The following is a 21367-nucleotide window of genomic DNA, read 5'->3' on the forward strand; positions in this document are numbered from 1 at the left end:
TGCTGGTGAAGCGTGCAAACTCCACTACGCCCGGAGGTCTTCTTGCTGATCAAACACCTACCGGTCAGGTGTCACCAAGATCATGGCCAAGTACATCTAGGAGTTCGAGGTTGGGCGGCTCGGCTCGGTGGCGGCTGAAGAAGAGGTCGTCGGGGGCGAGGTTGTTGGCCTCTACGTGGGCCTTGAGCTTGGCGACGATCTGGGGGCTGATTTTGAAGCGGCGCCAGCGCTTGCCCTTGGGGTAGTCCTTCACCAGGAAGCGGCGGCCTTCGGGGTGGAACTTGGGGACGAGTTCGACCACGGAGCGGCTGACGGTGAGGATGCCGGTGGCGAACTCGAGGTCGTTGACGCGGAGTTCGGTCTGCTCGCCCCAGCGGAGGCCGCTTTCTATGTCGGTCTCGACGAGGAGTTGGGCGGTCGCGTCAGGGAGCGCCTCGTAGATACGGGCGAACTGGTCGGCGGTGATGATCTGGCGCGGCTTCTCGGGGACGGGGTCGGTCTTACGCCGCGGCTGGGGTGGTAGACGAGGACGCCGTCGTTGACGGCGGTGGTGAAGATGGCGTTGAGGATCGCCGTCTTGCAGTACTTGATGCGGTAGGCCGAGGCACCCTGCTTCTTGAGGTGCGTGATCCACTCACGGACGGTCTTGATGTCCTGCAGCCTCATGTCGCCGAAGTACGGCATGACGTGGGAGGCGAGGGCGTAGGCGTAGTCCTGGCGCGTTGACGCCTCGATGCGGTGGTTGGGGAACCAGCGTTCCTCTACGTAAGTGCGGAAGGTCTGGCGAGCGCGGCGGGGGTCGCCCGCCTTGCCTTCGGCGATGTGTCACTCATTTGTCACTGGATCATGGAAATCCGAGCGTCATCGGCAAGCACAGGATGGCATAGAAAACGGCCCCTGACCTGCAGTTTAGCGGGTTGGAGGCGATCTCCGAGAGGTGTTCAACTGCCGCTTCCAAACTGGCTACGCGGGTTCGATTCCCGTCGCCCGCTCCCACCCCGAAAGCCCAGGTCAACCGGCGTCCGGCGACCTGGGCTTTTGTACTTCCTCGGGGCTGTTCCTCGTCTACGTGCCAGATCCGTGCCAGATCAGGCAGGGATGAGCGCTCCTGACGGCCCCTCCGGGGCGTCCAGGTCGTCCGTCGGTGGCACCATCAGCCGCCCTCCGATCATCAGGTTGAGCCCATCGGCGATCTTCTTGTCACGCTCGCTTGTGGCGCGCCGCCCTTCGAGACGGTGAACACCCGTCCGTCGGGGCCGGGCTCGGCGTAGCTGTCGAGGTGCGCCCGAAGCTCGGGCAGGATCGCCGTCGGCAGGACGACCCTTCCGCTCCGGCATCGGTTTTAAGGCCTCGACGCGCTGAGCGCCGCTGTTGAGCTGGGCAACCGCCTTGCGCGCTGCTTCTTCTCGCGGCCCTAATCGCTTCGACCGGCCCGTCGATCCTGCAGGCGGCGGAGCGCCAGAGTGATGACTGCGGTTAGGAAACCGGCAAGGAACCCAGCGAGCGCCCCCAGCACCCCGGTTCCGATAACGGAGTCGCTGTTTGGATGGTCGACATCTTGGAGGAAAGTGCCTACAGCACCGACCAGGAGGCCAGTGCTTAGTCCGACTGCGGTGTACTTTCCGAACATGTGATCGCCTCGGGTGTGGGTGAGGCCGTATGAGTCGATCGTGAAGGGTCAGGAACTCTGCGGGACGCGAGTCAGCGCTTCACTTTGGCCTCGGAAGAATCAGGCTACCGACTTTAAGTAGCGCCAAGGCGCGTGCCGCGAGCAAGGGTACAGCCCGTCCGCCGATTGGGGGCTCTGAAGGTCGGACATCAACGATGACGAACTGCGCGGCCGGTCAAGGGGCGGCGAGCGCCCCGCCGCGCACCGTGCAGCTATCACCAGGTGCTCAGCGAACGGCAGTCACCAGGCCGCGCCACCGCCGATATGGTTCCGCCATGGATGATGCCAGCTTCCTACTGGAGTGGCTCTTAGAGGTCGTAACAGAATCGGTGGGCGAGGCGTCGCCAGCAGATAATGGCTGCGGACAGGGTCATGGACGCCTCGTGGATGTCGTCGCGGATTTCCCAGCGGATGCGTAAACGGCGGAACCAGTCCAACTGCCCGGCGGCGTGCAGCTCCTCCAGCAGCAGACGGTGCAACCTGTCCCACACGCCTGCCTGATGCCACTCGGCCAGCCGCCGCCAGCACGTCATGCCCGACCCGAACCCCAACTCCTGGGGCAGGAACTCCCACCGGATCCCGGTGTGCAACACGAACAAGATCCCGCACAGCACCTTGCGGTCGTCCAACCGCCTACGCCCAGGGTGGCGCTTACGGCGCTCCACCTTCGGCAGCAGCGGCTCAACCCGCTCCCACAAGCTGTCGCACACGATCCATAGAGGTTGCCCGCCCTTACGCACCCGCCCACACCACACCCAACATCACGCAATGTCGCTTCACATACACATTTTGTTATGACTTCTAAGCGGTGAACTTGAACGGGGAGGAAGCAGAGGCGTGCTCCTCCAGCCAGGTGAGTTTCAATAAGCGTGTTGACCGGTGTTTGATCCGCCCAAGCTTCTCCAAGGGACGGCAGATTCTCTTGGCATCTTCCCCGGAGTGACAGCGGCCAGAGCAGAGTCCCCCGTGTACGGCCAGTCAGGTGAGCACTCTCTGTGACTGCCCTTGGTGTCAGGGTCGTTCGCCAAGGGCTGGGGAGTGGCCGGTCGTGATCGTTGCCGACTTACCCGATCGCCTTCCACCGGACCCAGGTGTCGATACCCTCGGCCCGGTAGCGTGCGCCCGGGCCGAACCGCCACTCGGCCAACATGCGCAGCGCATCAGCCGGCGCCCGGCGGTGCGGCGTGAGCAACGATTTCAGCTCGTCATACCGCGCGTCGAGCCCTCCGTGCCCTGGATGGCTGTCCACCCCGGCCTCTCCGGCCTCATAACGCCGGTTCCACTCGACATAGATGACCCATTGCTCGCGTTCCATCGCCGCAACGTCGTCGCTCGCGGGCCACACGTAGTACTCAACTTCATCAACCATGTCGAACTGGTTGAGGCTTTGGAAGTAGTGCACCTTGCCGTCTACCTCGGTAAGACCTGCGCGTACGCCGTCATACCGATCCAGTTCGACGAGGACACGCCGAAAGCCGTCGGCAACGAGTCGATCTTCGCTCCAAGTCTCAGCCACATCGGCAGGCTAGCGTCCGCCTCGACGAGCCGGCAGCGGGCGTCGGCCCGCGACCGGGCCCTGCTATCGGGCCCGCGGCGGGGCCCTCGTGGAGGAGGGGCCGCGCGGTCGCGGACGAGCTCAACGCGACCACGTCGATCTCAACAACCCTGCGCATCGGCGCGGCTTGTCGGCGGGTGTCCACACCTGGCGTCGGGGTCCGACCCGGCCGCCGCGGCCCGCAGGCAAGTGTGCCCTGCCGTTGCGGTGTGCAAGGTCGAGCCACGGATGTAAGTGCGTCCACCGGCGGCCCCGGCGGTCGCCACCGCAGCGGTGAACAGGACGGTGTAGGCCCCTCCTTGGCCTCTCTTCACGGGGTTCTAATCCCAGGCCGGGGTAGCGGGGTCAACCGCACCGCGATAATGCCGAATGAGGCAGTCGGCAGCCTCATCCAGATCGGCGTCCTTGGTTCGCGCATAGCTGATGCGCCCGAGCCGAACGCAACGCCGGCTGCTCCCCTGGCTGAAGGCGATGGTGTCGGCTCCGGAGTCCCGTAAGAGGACGCCGCCCACGGGCGGCAGGTCGGTCAGCGGGTCGCCTGCCCGAGCGCCAGGAGATTCCCTTCGCTGTCGCGGAAGAACGCGCCACGCTCGCCGCGTCCCTTGCTGGGATAGTTGCTGGGGACGGTCACGATGTCGCCCTCGACTTTGAAGCGGGGAACATCGATCGCCTCGAATTGCAGTCCGCGTGCCCGTAGGTCGGTAACGACCTGGTCGAGGTCGTCCACCTCGAACCCGATTTGCGTTGAGGTGCCCGAGGCGGTCCCGGACGAGAGGAAGAGATGGAACTCCGTTGTCCCGCACACGTAGCGCAGTCCGCCCTCGCGCTCCTCGACGGCCTCCAGGCCAAGCCGGTCCCGGTAGAACCGCCGCGCTCGGTCCAGGTCCTGGCAGGGGAGCTTGGTGATGGCATGCGCGGAGTCCAGCGGCCCAGCCATAGCGTGCCTCCTCATAGTGGCCACCAAAGAGCAACGGTAAGGATCGTAGCCAGGCGAATCGGCCGCGTGACCGGGCCAGACGGACCGCGCCGATGGTGTACTCGACCCCTCGATGAGCATCGACCTCGCCGACAGGGGTGCCGTTAACGGCGCCCCATGGCAGGTGATCCCACCGCCCCCGCAGCGACGGTCGCGGTGCCTGACAGGCCCGGGATCGTCCCCGCGGCCAACCCGACAACACCGGCTGCGGCCATGAACGTGCGCACTGCACCACCTCTTCTCTGATCTCGGGGATCCACGACGGCTGGCCGAACCCTGATCGGGGCCGTCCACGAACGAACTCATCGCACTACCCATGCGCATGAGGCCGGGGACATCCGATCAACAGACAGCCCGACCTGCCGGGTGCCGGGTTCGTGGCACCGGCCCGGCCCGTCAGCGGCAGCCGCGGCGGGTTCGTCTGCGCACGGGTCGACGCCTGCTGGTGGGGCGGTGCTCCGAGCGCGGTGAGACTGCGACGCTCACTCGGCGTCGTGGACGAGCAGGGCGATCTGGACGCGGTTGTTCAGGTCGAGCTTGCGCATGATGCGTGACACGTACGTCTTCACGGTGGTGACGCTCATGTACAGCTCGGCGGCGGCTTCGGCGTTGGACAGCCCGCGGCCGACGGCCTCTGCCACCCGGCGCTCGCTGTCGGTGAGGCAGGCGAGCCGGGTGCGGGCGCCCGTCCGGGTCTGGTGGTCCCGGCCGGTGACATGGGTGATGAGCTTGCGGGTGACCGACGGGGAGAGCATGGGCTCACCGGCGGCGACGCGCCGGATCGCCGTCACGATCTCGGCTGGTGGGGTGTCCTTGAGCAGGAAGCCTCCGGCGCCCGCGCGCAGGGCACGCAGAACGTGCTCGTCGGTGTCGAAGGTGGTCAGGACGATGACCTCGGGGGCGCCGTCGGCGGCGCGCAACAGGCGGGTCGCCGTCAGGCCGTCGGTCCCCGGCATCCGGATGTCCATGAGAACCACGTCGGCGCGGGTGGCACTCACCGCCGCGGGCACCGCGGCACCGTCGGCGGCCTCGCCGGCGATCTCGATCCCCTCGACGCCCCCGAGCATGGTGGCCAGACCCGCCCGCACCAGCCATTCGTCGTCGACCAGCAACACCCTGATCGGTTCCGGCATCACGCCTCCCACGGCAGCCACGCGCGCAGCAGGTGGGCGCCGGCCACCGGGCCATGCTCCAGCCGCCCGCCGGCCAGCGTGGCACGCTCGGACAGCCCGGTCAGGCCGGTGCCGGTCCCCGGGATCGCCGGACGCCCGCGATCGGAGCCGGGGCCGGGCAGCGGCTGGTGGACCTGGACCTCCAGCCCGTGCCCGGCCTCGCCCCGCACGGTGACGGTGACCGGCATGCCCGGCGCGTGCTTGCGCGCGTTCGTCAATCCCTCCTGGACGACTCGGTAGGCGGTGCGCCCGGCCAGGGTGGGCACCGCCTCCACGTTCCCGACGTCCATGGCCAAACTGACCTGTGCGCCCGCGCGCCGCGACTCCTCTACGAGGCCAGCCACACCGGCGAGCGAGGGCGGTGGGGCGTCCACGCCGTCGACCGGGTCCTCGCGTAGCAGCCCGATCACTTCGCGCAGGTCAACCAGCATCTGGTGGACGCCGCTGCGGATCACTCCGGCGGCGCGCGATATCTCCTCCGGCGGAGCGTCCGGGCGGAACTCCAGCGCGCCGGCGTGCACGCTGAGCAGGGACATCCGATGGGCGAGCACGTCGTGCATCTCGCGGGCGATCCGCACCCGTTCCAGCCGCCTGGCCTCGGCCTCCCGGAGGTGCCGGTCGCTCTCGGCGCGGCGGGCCCGCTCGGCGAGGGAGGCCAGGAGCTGGCGTCGCGCGCGGATCGCCTGCCCCCAGCCGACCGTCGCGGCGGTCAGCAGGGCGATGATCGCAACGCTCGCCGCGTAGGGCAGATCGGGAGGGGGATGCAGCGCCACGGCGATCATCCCGGTCAGCACGCCGAGCGCGCCGATCCCCGCCGCCACGGACCAGGAGCGCCGCACGGAGACCGACAGCGTCGCCACGAACGCCGCGCCCACGGCCGCCAGGGACACGGCCGAGACCGCCGTGACGACCAGCGCCAGGCCGACCGGCCGGCGGCGGCGCATCACCAAGGCCGAGCAGCAGGCGAGCCCGGCCGCCAGGTCGGCGTTGGCGAGCGTGTCCGCTCCCCGCGCGTAACGAGGCCAGAGGTTCAGCGCGCCGATCACCACCGCGACGCCGATGGCGACGGCGTCGACCACGGGGGCCGGCGTCGCCCCTGTCGGCGTTTCGGCGACCGGGTCACGATCCGGCTCGGTTCGACGCGCCCCCGGCGCCGACCACCATGGGGTCCTCATGTCCGTGACGCCCAGAAGCGGCAGTGGTGACCGGCGGCCAGATCGGTCTGGGAGATCCCGCCGCGCGCGGAGTCCAGCGACTGGGTGGCCGGGAACCTCGGCCAGCGGGGCAGCCCCGCCCTGTTCGGATCGCCCTGGGCGGCGAACGCGGCCCAGTACATGGTCATCGATTCGGACAGGTTCCGTTGCGCGGGGTCGAGCCGCACGGACGTGCCCTCGATGTCGAAGAGCAAGGGGAGCTCCGAGCCGTGATAGGCGCCGGGCGGGTAGTCCTTGGGGAAGATGCCGAGGAAGTCCGGGACGTTCGGCTCGGCGAACTCGAAACTGAAGACGGGCACGTGGCGGGCCAGAAGCCGGTCGGCGGCGAGGGTCGGGCACACCCATCCGACATCGGTGCCGACCGCGGCCCAGGCCAGCGCGGCCGGGGAACCCGACTGGCCGGAGTACGCCCCGGGCGGATACCGGACGTAGACGCGACGAGCCAGGCGCTCTCCGAAGGACGTCGCCAGCAGAGCCCGGTAACGGGCGTCATCGATGGGCTTCTCCGCCTCGAAAAGGCTCCCGAACAGCCGGTGTTCGTCCCGGGTGTTGCCCTGCATCACCGGTACCCGGTGGAAGGCGCCGGTTCGCAGTGCCTTGACCGGGTCGGTGGGCAGCGCCCAGGTCCCGAACGCCGGCATGACGAACTGGCCGTTCAACGCCAGGAGCTCCCCGGTTTCCGTCCGGCGCAGGCATGCCGGTCCGTCCGGTCCCGCGCAGCCCAGCCCCGCCGCCGCGGAGGCGCCCCGAGCCTGCACGGCCGTTCGGGGCGCCCAATAGGAGATGGCGTCGAGCCTGGGAGCCATCACGTTCTTTGGCCAGCTCTGCAGGCAGGAACCACTCTGGATGATCGCGCGGTGGAAGAGCCCGGCCGCCGGGGGCGAGACCAGCTGGGCGCAGACGCTGGCCCCGCCCGAGGACTCTCCCATCAGCGTGACGTTACCCGGATCGCCGCCGAACGCCTGCGCGTTGGCCCGTACCCAGCGCAACGCGGCCCGCTGGTCGGCCAGAGCGTAGGTGCCCGACCCGGCCATCCGGGGATGGCCGAAGAACCCGAACACGCCGAGCCGGGAGTTGACGGTGACCACCACGACGTCGCCAGTGGCGGCCATGCGGCGGGCATCGAAGTCGCTGCCCGAACCCGAGCTGAACGCTCCGCCGTGCAGGTACACCACGACCGGCCGGCGCTCAGAACGGTTCCGGCGGGGGCCGGTGACGTTGAGGTAGAGACAGTCCTCGGAGGAATGAGCCGCGACACCACCGGTCTCGTCCAGCTGGGCGCATGCCGGTCCGGGCTCGCTCGCGTCGCGTACCGCCGTCCAGGGACGAGGACGGACCGGCGGGCGCCAGCGCCTGGACCCGGTCGGCGGCTGGGCGTAGGGAATGCCCTGATAAAGCTCCGTGCGTCCCGCCGCGACTCCGCGCACCGGACCCAGATCGGTGCGCACCACCAGGTCGGCGCCGCCCGTCGTGACCGCCGCGCCGACCGCCGGGACGCTCAAAGAGAGCGTCATCAAGGCCGTCACGACCCATACCGGCTTGGCCGTCTGCCACCTTCGTCGCATGCCCGGCTCAGCCATCGCTCGATTCCAGCCAGCTCTTCAGCAGGCGGGTCCACTTGCGGTTGGCGGTGGTCTCCAGGAACGTCTTGTGATCCACCATCAGGTAGATCTCGCCGGCCGTGACGGTTTCCACGATGAGCGGCCTGCCCGAGTTCAGCAGCCCGCCGACGAACCGTCCGTACAGGTCGGTGTACTCATTGGCCACCGATCTCACCTCCTCCGGCCGCAGCACGAGATCGGACCCACCATGCCAGCCGCCGATCACAAGGCGGTCGGGATGGAGCTCCAGCCGTCCGGTCCGCGAGAACAGCACCCGCTGGTCCACTCCCGCGGCGATCCGGTGACCTCGCTTGCGCCCGGCGAGCTCCTCGGCCGGGGAACCGGCGTACGACCCCGCCGCAAGGGGAACCTTCGATTCGCTCATGATCCCAGGCTCCCGCCATGCCCGGGGTGCCCACAGCCTCCAAAAGAAGGCAACGCGATACCGACTTTGGTCGGCCGGAGCTGTCCGCCCGGTCGATCAGGCGGTACACCGCGTCGCCGTCGAGCCTGTACGGCTGGGCCTCCCGGTGATGGACTCGCCGCCACGCAATCCGGTGAGCGAGGACGTCACACCGAAGATCGACGAGCAGGACGCCTCGACCGCCACCAGGATCCTGGAGCAGGGGGAAGTCCGGGCCGTGGCCGAGCAGGTCTAGGGGGACGGCGTGCGGCCCGCCTAGGGCGGGCCTGCTCGGGGCGTCGGCGCTCTCGAGCACCGATCTTGCCGGTATCCGGTTGGATGCGGTTCTGGGTCTTTCTCGTGGGGCCGCGATGAGTTCTGCGGTGTCCGGTGGTCTTAGCGGTCGTAACAGAATCGGTGGGCGAGGCGTCGCCAGCAGATAATGGCTGCGGCCAGGGTCATGAACGCCTCGTGGATGTTGTCGCGGATTTCCCAGCGGATGCGTAAACGGCGGAACCAGTGCAGCAGGCCGATGGTGCGCTCGACGACGTAGCGGTGGACGCCCAGCCCGGACCCGTGCGGGGCGCCGCAGGGGCGATAACAGGCTTGATGCCCTTGGCCCACACCAGGTGGCGGTATTTGTCGTGGTCGTAGCCGCGGTCGGCCAGCAGCCGCCCGGGGCTTCGCCGAGGCCGGCCGACCCGGCCCCGGACGGGCGGCACCGCCCCAAGCAGCGGCATCAACTGAGTGACGTCGCCCGCGGTTCCCGCCGGTCAACGACACCACGAGCGGGGTGCCGTGCCCGTCGGTCAGCAGGTGGTGCTTGGAGCCCGGCCGGCCGCGGTCGACCGGGCTCGGCCCGGTTTTGGGCCGCCCTTGAGCGCGCGGACGTGCGAGCTGTCGATCACCGCCCTGGACCAGTCCAGTTGCCCGGCGGCATGCAGCACCTCCAGCAGCAGACGGTGCAACCTGTCCCACACGCCGGCCTGATGCCACTCGGCCAGCCGCCGCCAGCACGACATCCCCGACCCGAACCCCAACTCCTGGGGCAGGAACTCCCACCGGATCCCGGTGTGCGCGCTCAGAGTTCTATGGGGCGGCCGCCTCACGGTCTGACCGGCACCGGCGGAGGATCAGCACGGTGGCGGAGCTTGCGTCCTCAACGCGGTTCCCCTCTCCCGAACGTCAGGCGTTCTCCGCTGACGACGGGCCGGTGTGGCCGCCGTAGGTGGCGATCTTGTATTCGGTCGCCGCCAGCGACAGGGTCAGCTCCTTGAGCTGGCGGCGGATCGTGTCGCGGTGTTCGAGCAGCAGGTCGAGGCGCTCGGGGACGGTGTCGTCGCCCTCATCGGCCAGCCGCATGTAGTGCTGAAGGTCGCGCATGGCCATCCCGGACAGGCGCATGCGGGTCAGGAACACCAGTCTCCGCACCGCCGCCGCGTCGTAGCTGCGGTGGCCGCTGGCGTCGCGGCCAACCTGCACCAGTCCGATCCGCTCGTAGTAGCGCAGCGTGTGCGGCGACATGTCGAGCAGGTCGGCGACCTCCGTGATGGTCATGGGGTCGGTGGCGGCGCCGACGTCGACGAGGCGGTGGATCACCTCGACCGACATCGGGCCGTCGACCGCGTCGAGGGCGGCGAGCGCCTTCGACATCAGATCGTCCGTGGCCATGGCGCCACTCTAGATCGGCCGGGCGGATGCGGCGGCGCCCGGGAAGTCGGCGGCACGTGCGGTAGGGGCCCAGCGTTCGAGCTCCTCCAGGTTCTGCCGGTAGGACCTTCCGATGCGCTCGACCGCCTCACGCCCGAGCGGAAGGCGCAGCGGCAGCTCGTCACCGGCGACCAGGTCCACGATGATCTCCGCGGCCCGTGCTGGATCGCCCTCCTGCATCCCGTCGGCGCTCGCCATGTCGTTGCGGACGGCCCCCAGCAGCCCGGTGTACGCGGCGCTGGCGTCGGCGACCCCGAGCACGTCGGGCGCGTTGAAGGAGGTGCGGAACCGGCTCGGCTCGACGATCATCACCCGGACCCCGAACGGCGCGACCTCGCCGGCCAGCGCCTCCGACCAGCCTTCGAGCGCGAACTTGCCGGCCGAATACGCACCGACACCGGGGAAGGAGATGCGTCCGCCCTGGCTGCTCATCTGCACGATCGTGCCCGACCCCTGCTCGCGGAAGTACGGCAGGACGGCCCGCACGAGCGCCGCCGGACCCAGCAGGTGCAGTTCCAAAGACGCGCGAAGCTCCTCCTCGCCGACCTCCTCGGCCGCGCCGACGACCCCGCGGCCGGCGTTGTTCACCAGTACATCCACCCGACCGAACCGGTCGACCGCCGCCCGTACGACATCCCCGGCGCGCCCGGTGTCACACACGTCGAACTCGACGACCAGCACCTGGTCGCGGTGGGCGTCCGCGAGGTCGGCCACCGACCCGGGCCGCCGCACAGCCAGCACCACGTTGTCGCCCCGCCCGACCGCGCACTCGGCGATGGCACGGCCGAAGCCCGCCGACGCGCCGGTGATGATCCATGTCCGCGAAGTCCCTGCTTGTGATGTCATGCCGGCGACGCTAGAAGTTCGAGCGCGCTCGAACGCAAGCACGGCGTCCGCCACTGCTCGCCAACGGTCTGCTTGCCGAGCCGTACCTCGTCCCTTGTCCCCGAACCCAGGACCGGATACGCCCACCACGGACCGCCGCCCTCGGCTCGCTGAGGATCCTTCAGTTCGCCGCAAGCCCCTGGGACTTCCAAGCCCCCCGCTTGGGTCCGTGCTACCAGCCTCAATTGGAGGACCGGCGGCTGGGGACGCCTTCGGGAGCGGAGGGCCAACACGGAAGGTCCGGCCCCTGAACGGGAACCGGACCTTCGTTCTTGACGAGTCGCTAGCTCGGCTCGATGCCAAGAACCGGCGAAGGTCGACCGTCACGATGCGGTAGCTCGTGCCGATGCGGATCACCTTGCAGGGGAACTGCCCTTGCCGGGCGAGCTGGTAGGCGCGTGTACGCCCGAGCCCGGGGGCACGGGCGGCGATCTCAACGCTGACCGTGGTGGGGAGTACGAACAGCTGGCTCATCTGCTTCACTGTCCGGCTCCCTTCCGGGAGTTGCCCAACCACCTCGCCCGTCCTCTGCTCTCTGGAGAGCGCAATGTCGCGGGACGATTGCACGCTGGCTGCGTGAAGCAGGCCCCTGCTGTGAACGTGGTCGATCGCGCTGCGCGGCCTGGTTGATGGCCTCCGTGGACGCAATCTGAAGCGGGGGGGTGCGGTGGGTGGCCATGGTCGCCCCCGTAGGGGCAACCGGAGGGCGACGGGTTGCGTCAGAGTGGTGAAAGGGCGACTTGTTCTGTGAGGCAAGATCCACAACGACCGTTGGAGCAATGATGGCCGCACCCGAAAAGCGCATTCCTGGGCAGAGCAACGCCGAGTATGAGCGACGCCAGGATCCCAACGCGAACTTCATCGGGACACAGTCGCTGCAGGGTGGCGGAGACCCTTCCTTTGTGATCAGGGCCTCTCAGGCTTTCTCCGCTTGGCGCAGCCGCCGCAAGGACCGCAAGTCGAGCTAGGGGCGCGGCCGGTCCCGAATCGGCCTGCGGTGGCGCGGCCCGGCGGCACCGCGGCTCGTCACCTCAGCGTCACATCGACCTCAGTAGCGAATTGGTCGTGGTTGCGGACGATCGTCACGTGCACGGTTCCGGCATCGACTGGCACGATGACGCCGAGTTCTTTTTCGCGCGTCAGGTCGCCGACGACCAGGGCGCCGCTCGCAATCTCCAGAGGTCCTGCGAACACCGGGGGTGACGGAATGCGCGAGCCATTACTACGGACGCGCACCTCTACGAGATCGTCAACGAAGCAGGCCGTGCCAACGATCAGGAAGGTACGGCCAGCGACGAAGCCGCTCGCGCAGTCGTCGGGATCGAAGTACTCAGGGGACTCCGAGTCGGTCACGTGGAGCAAGCCGGCTCCCAGGCCACCCCGAAATTGTGCGATGAGTCCTGGGGCAGCGTTCGCCCTCGCCATCGGCGAAGCGTAGCGGAGGCGATCGCGGGAACGGATGGCCCACGTTGCGTGCAGTGGGGCCGTCCGTTCGCTGGTCAGCCAGGGCCTGCTAAGCGCCTAGTGGAGTGACATGTCCCCCCACCGGGCCCTCTGCGTGCCCCTCATGGAGATGGCCTTCGACTGCGACGCCGAAGGTGTGCCGGAGGCTGGTTCGGTAGACTTACAGACATTGGTGTTCTGTCGAGGTGGGGGCGGGATGGGGCCACTCCAGCCGGGGGATCCCTCCAGCGTCGGCGGGTATCGGGTTCTTGCCCGGCTCGGGGCGGGTGGGATGGGGGTCGTCTATCTCGCTCGGTCTCCTGGGGGGCGGCTGGCGGCTCTCAAGGTCATCCGGCCTGAGTCCGTCGGTGACCCGGGATTTCGGGAGCGGTTTCGCCGTGAGATCGCCGCCGCGGGGAAGGTCAGCGGTCTGTACACGGCTTCCGTGCTGGACGCCGACGCCGACGCGGCGCAGCCCTGGTTCGCCGCCGCGTTCGTTCCCGCGCCCACGTTGAAAGAGGCCGTCGAGGACGGTGGGGCGCTGCCCGAACCCGCGGTCCGCGCTCTGGGGGCAGGGCTCGCCGAGGCGCTGCAGGCCGTCCACGGGGCGGGGCTGGTGCACCGCGACCTCAAGCCCGGCAACGTCCTGCTGGCCGAGGACGGCCCCAAGATCATCGACTTCGGGATCGCCAAGGTCGTCGACGCCACGCAGATCACCCGGACCGGGGGCATGATCGGCACGCTGGCGTACCTGGCGCCCGAGCAGATCGCCGGTGCGAAGGACGCGGGGCCCGCGGCGGACGTGTTCGCGCTGGGGGGCGTGCTGGTCTACGCGGCGACGGGGGCCCGGCCGTTCGGCGAGGGCGACCCGGGCGCGCTGCTCTACGAGATCATGTACGGCGAGCCCGGCCTGGACGGGTTGCCCGCGTCGCTGCGGGGCATCCTGGCCGCCTGCCTGGACAAGGAACCGGCGCGGCGGCCTCTGCTGACGGACGTGCTCGCGGCACTGACCCCCGTTGACTTCTCGGCGCTCCTCACCCCGGCCCTGCGCCGGGACCTGGCGGTCAGGGAGACCGAGGCGAACCGGATCTCGTCCGGGCCGGTGGCGCTGCCGCCGCCGCTGCCGAGGATCGAGGAGACGGTCTCCGGTGGTCTGCGTCGGCGGCGCGTGCTGGGGCTGGGCGCCGGGGCGGCGGTCGCCGTGACCGGCATCGGCGCGGGGACGGCGGGCTGGGCCCTGGCGGGCGGGAAGTCCAAGCCCGCCAGGCCCGCGCCTCGTGGGAACGCCCTCGCCACGGCGCCCGCGCCGGCGTGGACGTTCGTCCCGCCCGCGCCCGTCTCGTCCGACGAGTCGCACCTGCTGGTCTCGGGCGGTGTCGTGCTGTGGGGCGGCGAGGACGCGACGTACGGGGTGGACGCCTCGTCGGGACGGCGGCTGTGGACGGCGGACGTCAGCATGTTCCCGGGCGGCGCGGTCCACGAGTCGACGTTCGTCCTTCCGAACGGCGGCGGTCTCGACGGGAAGACGACGATCACCCTGGTCGACGCGGCGTCCGGTGAGCCGACGCATCTGCCGATGCCGGACGGCGCGTTTCCCGGTTCCGTCTTCGGCGTGGCCGACGGCGCGGTCCTGCTGGAATCGGGGACGTACTCGGACGAGGACGTCCCGACCGTGTGGGCCGTCGACCTCGCCGGTGGCAAGGCCAGGTGGCGGTTCCCCGTCGCCGACTCGGTCATCGAGGGCGCCCTCGACCGGAACGGTCTGTACCTCAACGTCGAGCACACGCTCAGCGCCGTCGACCTCGCCACCGGCCGCAGGCGCTGGAGCGTCGACTGGTCCGGAAACGGGCGGGAGTGGCTGACCCAAGGCATCACGGTCGCCGGCGGCAGGGTCTTCGGGAATTTCGCCGACACGCTCCAGGCCGTCGACACGGCCGGGGGGAAGAGGGTGTGGTCGCGGACCACCGGCGCGGAGTTCTCCTCCGTCCTGCTCGCGGGCCGCAACGTGATCTTCAGGGGCGACGATCTGCACGCCCACGACCGCGCGACCGGGGCCCCCGCGTGGACGCTGGCCGGCCCGGAGAAGTTCGTCGACCAGCCGGGGCGGGACGCGGCGTCGGACGACGTCGTCGCGGCCGCGTTCGGTGGCGGCGCGCCCCACGGCCTCTTCGCCGCCACGGCCTCCGGCCGGGGGCTGTGGGTGCACTGGGGCGATGTGCATCGCGCCAGGGAATGGGGCGTCGTCGTGTCCGGCTCGTCGGTCTTCGCGACCGATCATCAGCGGCTGCTCTGCTTCCGGACGGGCTCGTGACGGCCGCGCGCGGGCCCGAAGACCCCGACCGCATCGGCGGGTACCGGGTGCTGCGGCGGCTGGGCGAGGGCGGCATGGGACGGGTCTACCTGGGCGCGTCCCCGGCCGGGCGGGCGGTCGCGATCAAGGTGGTGCGGCCGGAACTCGCCGGGGATCCGGGGTTCCGGGCCAGGTTCGCGGCCGAGGTCGCCGCCGCCCAGCGGGTCGGCGGCGCGTTCACCAGCCCCGTGGTCGAGGCCGAGCCGGACGGGGCCGTCCCGTGGCTGGCGACCGCGTACGTCAACGGCCTCAGCCTGAAGGAGACGGTCGAGCGCTACGGGCCGATGCCCGAGCCGCTGCTGCGCACGCTCGGCGCGGGGCTGGGCGAGGCGCTGATCGCGATCCACGCGGCGGGGCTGCTGCACCGCGACCTCAAACCGGCCAACATCCTGCTGGCCAAGGACGGGCCGCGGGTCATCGACTTCGGTATCAGCAAGGCCGTCGACGCGTCCGCCGACGGGCCCACGCGGGCGCTCACCTCCGAGGGGCAGATCATCGGCTCCCCCGGTTACATGGCCCCCGAGCAGATCCGCGGCGGAACGCTCACCGCGTCCGCCGACGTGTTCGCCTTCGGGGCGGTGCTGGCCTTCGCCGCCACCGGTCGTCCCCCGTTCGGCAGAGGCGCGTTGGCCGCGGTCATTCACCGGACCCTGCACGAGGGGCCCGATCTGGACGGCGTCCCGGCGTCCCTGGAGCGGCTGGTGGCCGCCTGCCTGAGCGGTGACCCCGGCGAGCGCCCGCCCACCGGGCTGCTGCCGTCGCTTCTCGCGGCCCACCCGGCGGCCGCCGGGTGGCTTCCGGGCCCCCTCGGCGAGGAGTTGCGGCAGCGGGAGGACACGCTCCTCCTGGACATGCGGGAGCTCGCCCGGTCCCGCACCCGCCGGCGGCTGCTGCTCGGCGGCGCCGCCGCCGCGGGACTCGCCGTCGTCGGCGGCGGGACGGCCGCTGCACTGGCCACGGCCGACGGCGGGGCCGGACGCAGGCCCGCCCCGCCGAAGCCGCTGTGGCGGACGACGATCGGCGACCTCGGCGACCGGGGCTTCGCCGTCGAGGTCCTCTCCCGGACGGTCGTCCCCCACGACGAGGGACCGGTGTACCGCTGGCACTCGCTCGACACCGGGCGGCAGCTGTGGTCCAGCAGGTTCTCCGTCGCGGCCTTCGGACCGAACCTGATCTACGGGGTCGCGGACGACAGTGGCTCGCTGATCGCCGTGGACGAGTCCCACCGGGTCAGATGGACCAGCGATGTGACCGGCGGGGACGACGCCCCCGAGCTGCAGGGACCGGACAACGGGACACTCGTCCTCACCGGCCGGAACCACACCGTCGTCGGCGTGGACGCCGCCACCGGCATGCGGCTCTGGGCCTACGAGTGGCCCTCCGCGACGTCCCTCGTCTTCCTCTACGGCATCACGAACCGCACCGTCGTCGCGATCGGCAACCAGGGGGCGAAGAGCCTGCTCGTCGGGCTCGACACAGCGACGGGCGCGCTCCGCTGGTCCGACCCGGACGGGAGCCTGACCTTCGTCCCCGAGGGCGGCGGGAACCTGATCTTCCGCAATCCGTCGGGCGTCACGCTTCACGCGCTGGCCGCCGACACCGGCCGCACGCTCTGGAGCGTCGAACTCCCCAAGGCCGCGGCGAAGCCCCAGGACGAAACGCAGCTCTCGCAGAACTTCATGGTGGCCGGCGGGACGGTCTACACCGGCGGCCCGACCCTGTACGCCCTGGACGCGTCCACCGGCCGGGAGCGGTGGACCTACACACCGACCTCGCCCGGCGGGCAGGAACGGAGCCTCCTGGTCAGCGGGAAGTACGCCTACATCCTCGACAACCCGCAGCTCGTCGCGCTCGACGCCCGCACCGGCCGCCGGGTCTGGTCCGTCAACACGCCCGCGGCCCGCACCGCCCGGCTGATCGCCGCAGGCGGAATGATCTGCACCGGCGTGACGGGCACGGGCGCGGGGCTGTACGGCTGGGACGCCGAAACGGGCGAACTCGTCTGGAACCACCCCGCCTCGGCTTCCGCTCCGACCAAGCGCTGGGCGCTCACCACCCGCGACCGCACCCTCGTGGCCGCCCACGACAAGACCCTCCTCGCCTTCCGCCTCTCCTGAAACGGTGGTCGACAGGGCTCCTGGAGGCGATCCCGGACACCCCCTAACCACACTCAGTACCATCGCCGATACGCATCGCGACGCGTCCGGTGCCCTCGTCATGGCCCCGACAGTGCCTGTCTGTGGGGCTCGTCCGAGCGAGCTACGGCACGGGTGGTTCGCAGAGGAACGTCGCGGATCGGCTGTTTCTGGCCTCGTCCACGGCCGCGACTCGGGTGAACGAGCGCGGGCTCATCGTCGCCTTCCACGCGTCGATCGGTTGCACGCGCCACTCCGTGTGCTCGGACGGGTCCAGGACGATCCTGCCGAGTTCGGCGGCCGTGAGCGTTCCGCCGTCGAAGACGAACCCGATCTTCGCGCAGGGCCACGCCGGTTGGGCCGGGAGGAAGTGCGTCAGAAGAAGAACGGGCGGTCCGTCGAACTCGATGCCGGTTTCCTCCCTGCACTCCCGCACGGCCGTGGCGAACGGGGTGGCGTCGCCGTGCTCGACGTTGCCGCCGGGGAACTGCCAGGTCTCCACGCTCAGTGCTGAGCGCAGGGCGAGGGGATCGCCGTCGACGTCGGTGAAGTACAAGGCGGCGTACATGGTGGCATTCGGAAGAGTCCGGACGTACTCCTCAGGGGGCAACCAGCTCACGGGACTCCCAATCTGCTCGGTGAAGCAGTGTCCTCGGCATCATGGCGGCATGAGCGCATGGGTTTACATACGGGGATGGGTGGAGTTTCACGGGCAGAGGGGCGAAGCCGAGCGCATCATCCGCCGTGGGGACCCTGCGGGGTGGGCGTTTCCGGAAGGGGGCTGGCTCGACGCCGCGTGCTATGCCCGGGCCGTTCGCTCTTCCGGTTCCGATGATGTTCTCGACCAGGTCCGGCGGATCGCCGCCCTCCCCGCCGTTGACGAGGACGGCGACCGCGTCACCGGGCTCTTCCTCGTCTTCCACGAGGAAGGGCACCAGACCGAATGGCAGGTCAGGGACGGACAGGTCATGGTCGCCCAGGCTCCGGCCCGCTACGACTACCTCTGGCGATAGTCGTCGGGCCCCTCGACCTGGCGTGGGCCAGTCTCACGTGTTCGCAGTCGTTTCAGACCCGGTTTTGCCTTTTCGGATACGTCGGGCGCCTCTAGGCTCCGCTGCTATGGAGCCCGACGCGTTCACGAGTTCTCCGGTGGTCTGGCTAGTGACCGAGGACGTCCATCTCATCCGTGCCGACACCATCACCAGCATCGGCGTGACCGGTGACCAGCTCATGGTCTGGCAGGGCGACCGGGCTACAACGGTGGTGCAGGCCGGCCTTCGTCCGCAGCTCACCACGAGCCACGCCGGCATCCTGGCCCAGCGTCTCGCCGCCGCTGCCACCACCCCGCCCCGCGATCCAGCGGGCATCCCCTTCCCCGTCGTTTACGTGTGGTTCCAGCTCGACGATGCGCGTGAGCCCTGCTGGCAGATCATGGTCGTGGGCAGCAGCGCACATTCCGACCCTCCCGTGCCGCCCTTCAGCGCCGGCATGACGGACTGAGCCGGTCCCCTCCGGCCAGGACGGGCCCACTGTCCGCCGGAGAGGAGAGAGCACCGCGGTCCTGTTGACCTTGCCATGCCCCCATCATACATTCACTCGTTGAGTGTATGAATGGATGGGTGGTGGCGGGATGCCGGGCGGGACGGCTGTGGTGCTGGGCGGGAGCGTGGCGGGGTTGTGCGCCGCGGGGGTGCTCGCCCGGCATTTCGAGAAGGTGGTCGTGCTGGAGCGGGATCGGCTGCCGCCGGGGGCCGAGCATCGGCGGGGCGTTCCGCAGAGCAAGCATCCGCACTTCCTTCTCAACTCCGGCCGGCGCGCGATCGGCGAGATCTTCCCCGGGTTCGAGGAGGCGCTGATCGCCGCGGGCGGGATGCACCTGATGCCGTCGATGGACGCGGCCTACTGCGAGAACGACGGCTGGGCCCCGCGCAAGTCCGGATCGATGACGATGGTGTACAGCTCCCGGGTGCTGATCGAGCGGGTTCTGCGCGACAGGGTGCGTGAGCTGCCGGCCGTCGAGATCCGCGAGGGCGTGACGGTCACCGGGCTCCGCACAGCGAGCGGCCGGGTCGAGGGCGTCGAGTACGGCGGCGAGGGCCGCCTGGACGCCGATCTGGTGGTCGACGCGCTGGGACGTGGCTCGTCGGTCGTGGAGTGGCTCGCCGCGGACGGGTGGCCCGCGCCGCCGGAGAGGACGCTCGACGCCAAGGTCACCTACACCTCGCGCTGGTACGACCTGCCCCCGGCGGAGCGGCGCCCGGAGACGTGGTGGTGGAAGCACCTGGTCATCACGCCGACGCAGGACGGCGGCGACCACCCTGCCGAGCACGAGTTCCTCAGCAACTTCTTCCCCATCGAGGGCGATCGCGCCATCGTGTGCATGGGGTCGTGGGGCATCGAGATGCCGCGCAGGGTCGAGGCATTCGAGGACGCGCTGGACCGTGTGCGGACGCCGGTGTTCGCGCAGGCGGCCCGTGCCTGCACGCCGACCTCGGGGGTGCATCTGACGCGTTCGACCGGCAACAAGTGGCGCCGCTTCGACCTGCTCGACGCGCCCCCGATCGGGCTGGTGTGCGTCGGCGACTCGATCTGCGCCTTCAACCCCTTCTACGCCCAGGGGATGAGCTCCGCCGCCCGTTCCGCGCTCATCCTCGGCGAGGTGCTGGGCAGGCGTGACGCCGTCGACCTCGCGTTCACGCGCGAGTTCCTCGGCAGGCAGAAGAAGTCCCTTCAGGTGCCGTGGATGCTGGCGATGGCCCGTGACCAGGCCTACGACTTCGCGACCGGGACGGAGGTCGCCGCGGCCTGGCGCCGCGGGCTCACCGCGCGCCTGAGCTGGCCGGTCTTCAACGCCATCACCGCCGCGAGCCGCGAGGACGCCTACGTCGAGCGGACGTTCGCCCAGGTGTTCAACCTCGACAGGTCGCTCGGGCAGATGGCCGCCGATCCGCGGTTCTGGTTCGGGATCGCGCGCTACAAGCTGCGGCGGCGGCTCGGCCGCACCGTCGTGCCGCACGGGTTCGACTACCGGCGGGATCCGCCAGGCATCGACTTCACCGGTTACACCGCTGCTCGCGGTGCCTCGCAGGCCCGCGACGACCTTGTCGGCACCTGACGCGAGGGAGCGGCTCATGGGCGACACCTGCGATCCGGCGGCCGAGCGCGTCGCCGAGAAGCTCGGCTTCTCCTGCCACGGCGCCGATCCCGTGGTGACCTTCCGCAACCCGTTCGACCTCGCCGACGGCAGCATGGCGGTGCTCGAACTGCTCATCGTCGGCGGCGCGGTGTTCGCCCTGGTCCATGCGTGGCGGCGGTGGCGGCGCGACGGCGACCCGGTCAACGTCGCGCTGTGGTTCGCGTCGGTCGTCTATCTGGCGGTGATCGAACCGCCGCTGTACTTCCCGGGCTGGTTCGGTCTGCAGGACCACGTCGGGTTCATCTTCTCCCACAACGTGTTCACCGTGCAGTTCATGTACGACCGGCTGCCGCTCTACATCGTGGCCTTCTATCCCGCGATCTCGCAGCTCGCCTACGAGCTCGTCCGGGCGCTGGGCGTCTTCGCGCGGCGCGGGCCGCTGGCCGGCTCGGTGGCGGTCGCGTTCGCCTGCCAGGTCTTCTACGAGGTCTTCGACCAGCTCGGTCCCCAGCTGGGATGGTGGGCGTGGAACACCGCCAACGAGAAGATCAACCAGCCGGCGCTGGCCTCGGTGCCGATGAACAGCATGCTGCTCTTCGCCTCGGTCTCCTTCGGCGCGATGACCTACCTCGTCGTCCGCCTGGTGGGCGGCGGGGACGGCGCGCTCACCGGCCCGCGGATCGGCTGGCGCACCCTCGTCGCCGGTGCCGTGACACCCCTGGCGATGGTCGTGGTGAGCGCGCCCAGCGGGGCCTTCGAAGGCCGCCTCGGGGTCCAGCGGACGATCCTCGCCGCCGAGCTCGCCGCGGTCTGGGTCGCCGGTCTCCTCCTGCTCGCCGACGCCTGGCGCGCGGAGCGCGCCGGCAAGGGCGTCCCGGTGGTGTCGCCGCTGTTCGCGCGGATCTACCCGGCGCTGTACCTCGGCGTCCACGTCGTCCTGTGGCTCGTCGCGCTGCCGGCGTTCCTCGCGTCGACCGGCGGCGTCACCGAGCAGGGCACGCCGGTCGGCAGCCTGTGGTACGCCGCGCTGTGCGCCGCCGCCGCGTCCGGGATCATCGTGGCCGCGCTGCGCGCCGCCGCGTCACGGCGGACGCCGGAGCCTGTGCGATCCTGAAGCC

At 70.1% G+C, this 21367-nt stretch carries 17 protein-coding genes and 3 pseudogenes; 6 read left to right on the top strand and 14 right to left on the bottom strand.

Going from position 1 to position 21367, the window contains the following annotated elements:
* Positions 1 to 64: 64 nt before the first annotated feature.
* From AB0C84_RS31910 to AB0C84_RS31970, 13 genes and pseudogenes are all read right to left on the bottom strand, one after another.
* On the bottom strand, positions 65 to 634 hold the full coding sequence (locus AB0C84_RS31910; protein ID WP_361073795.1) for a hypothetical protein: 570 nt from the start codon (positions 632 to 634) through the stop codon (positions 65 to 67).
* Between the two features lie 20 nt (positions 635 to 654).
* Positions 655 to 822, bottom strand: a pseudogene (locus tag AB0C84_RS31915) (site-specific integrase); the annotation flags it as partial.
* Between the two features lie 1269 nt (positions 823 to 2091).
* Positions 2092 to 2382, bottom strand: a pseudogene (locus AB0C84_RS31920) (transposase); the annotation flags it as partial.
* Between the two features lie 350 nt (positions 2383 to 2732).
* On the bottom strand, positions 2733 to 3185 hold the full coding sequence (locus AB0C84_RS31925) for a hypothetical protein (RefSeq protein ID WP_361073797.1): 453 nt from the start codon (positions 3183 to 3185) through the stop codon (positions 2733 to 2735).
* 565 nt (positions 3186 to 3750) lie between these two features.
* Positions 3751 to 4161, bottom strand: coding sequence for a VOC family protein (locus tag AB0C84_RS31930; RefSeq protein WP_361073799.1), 411 nt, complete (start codon positions 4159 to 4161; stop codon positions 3751 to 3753).
* Positions 4162 to 4682: 521 nt separating this feature from the next.
* Entirely contained in the window at positions 4683 to 5333 is a 651-nt protein-coding gene (locus AB0C84_RS31935) for a response regulator transcription factor (RefSeq protein ID WP_361073801.1), read from the bottom strand.
* Positions 5333 to 6451 (bottom strand): histidine kinase, encoded by a 1119-nt coding sequence (locus tag AB0C84_RS31940; RefSeq protein ID WP_361073803.1) that lies wholly within the window; start codon positions 6449 to 6451, stop codon positions 5333 to 5335. The genes AB0C84_RS31935 and AB0C84_RS31940 overlap by 1 nt, the downstream gene beginning before the upstream one ends.
* 92 nt (positions 6452 to 6543) lie before the next feature.
* On the bottom strand, positions 6544 to 8151 hold the full coding sequence (locus AB0C84_RS31945) for a carboxylesterase family protein (protein WP_361073805.1): 1608 nt from the start codon (positions 8149 to 8151) through the stop codon (positions 6544 to 6546).
* Positions 8152 to 8158: 7 nt separating this feature from the next.
* Positions 8159 to 8572: a hypothetical protein gene (locus AB0C84_RS31950; RefSeq protein ID WP_361073807.1), complete on the bottom strand. Its 414-nt coding sequence runs from the start codon at positions 8570 to 8572 to the stop codon at positions 8159 to 8161.
* Between the two features lie 414 nt (positions 8573 to 8986).
* Positions 8987 to 9713 (bottom strand): annotated as a pseudogene (locus tag AB0C84_RS31955) (IS5 family transposase).
* A 62-nt stretch (positions 9714 to 9775) separates the two neighbouring features.
* Positions 9776 to 10261 (bottom strand): MerR family transcriptional regulator, encoded by a 486-nt coding sequence (locus tag AB0C84_RS31960; protein ID WP_361073809.1) that lies wholly within the window; start codon positions 10259 to 10261, stop codon positions 9776 to 9778.
* A 9-nt stretch (positions 10262 to 10270) separates the two neighbouring features.
* Positions 10271 to 11146, bottom strand: a complete 876-nt coding sequence (locus AB0C84_RS31965; protein WP_361073811.1) for an SDR family NAD(P)-dependent oxidoreductase — start codon at positions 11144 to 11146, stop codon at positions 10271 to 10273.
* Positions 11147 to 12211: 1065 nt separating this feature from the next.
* Positions 12212 to 12538, bottom strand: a complete 327-nt coding sequence (locus AB0C84_RS31970; RefSeq protein ID WP_361073813.1) for a hypothetical protein — start codon at positions 12536 to 12538, stop codon at positions 12212 to 12214.
* 307 nt (positions 12539 to 12845) lie between these two features.
* Between AB0C84_RS31970 and AB0C84_RS31975 the strand changes: the two genes are divergently transcribed.
* Positions 12846 to 14939, top strand: a complete 2094-nt coding sequence (locus tag AB0C84_RS31975) for a PQQ-binding-like beta-propeller repeat protein (protein ID WP_361073815.1) — start codon at positions 12846 to 12848, stop codon at positions 14937 to 14939.
* Positions 14936 to 17095 (top strand): serine/threonine-protein kinase, encoded by a 2160-nt coding sequence (locus AB0C84_RS31980; RefSeq protein ID WP_361073817.1) that lies wholly within the window; start codon positions 14936 to 14938, stop codon positions 17093 to 17095. The genes AB0C84_RS31975 and AB0C84_RS31980 overlap by 4 nt, the downstream gene beginning before the upstream one ends.
* Positions 17096 to 17237: 142 nt before the next feature.
* On the opposite strand, the gene AB0C84_RS31985 is transcribed toward AB0C84_RS31980, so the two are convergent.
* Entirely contained in the window at positions 17238 to 17732 is a 495-nt protein-coding gene (locus tag AB0C84_RS31985) for an NUDIX hydrolase (RefSeq protein WP_361073819.1), read from the bottom strand.
* Positions 17733 to 17781: 49 nt separating this feature from the next.
* Between AB0C84_RS31985 and AB0C84_RS31990 the strand changes: the two genes are divergently transcribed.
* From AB0C84_RS31990 to AB0C84_RS32005, 4 genes are all read left to right on the top strand, one after another.
* Entirely contained in the window at positions 17782 to 18126 is a 345-nt protein-coding gene (locus tag AB0C84_RS31990) for a hypothetical protein (RefSeq protein WP_361073821.1), read from the top strand.
* Between the two features lie 106 nt (positions 18127 to 18232).
* Positions 18233 to 18613: a hypothetical protein gene (locus AB0C84_RS31995; protein ID WP_361073823.1), complete on the top strand. Its 381-nt coding sequence runs from the start codon at positions 18233 to 18235 to the stop codon at positions 18611 to 18613.
* Between the two features lie 103 nt (positions 18614 to 18716).
* The gene (locus AB0C84_RS32000; RefSeq protein WP_361073824.1) at positions 18717 to 20228 is read left to right on the top strand and encodes a hypothetical protein; all 1512 of its coding nucleotides are present in this window, start codon (positions 18717 to 18719) and stop codon (positions 20226 to 20228) included.
* Between the two features lie 16 nt (positions 20229 to 20244).
* Positions 20245 to 21363 carry a hypothetical protein gene (locus tag AB0C84_RS32005; RefSeq protein ID WP_361073826.1) on the top strand — a complete coding sequence of 373 codons (1119 nt, stop codon included), beginning with the start codon at positions 20245 to 20247 and terminating at the stop codon, positions 21361 to 21363.
* Positions 21364 to 21367: the final 4 nt, after the last annotated feature.

Origin of the sequence: Actinomadura sp. NPDC048955, from assembly GCF_040649435.1 — a bacterium.
In the GTDB taxonomy this organism is placed as follows: Bacteria; Actinomycetota; Actinomycetes; order Streptosporangiales; family Streptosporangiaceae; genus Spirillospora; species Spirillospora luteofluorescens.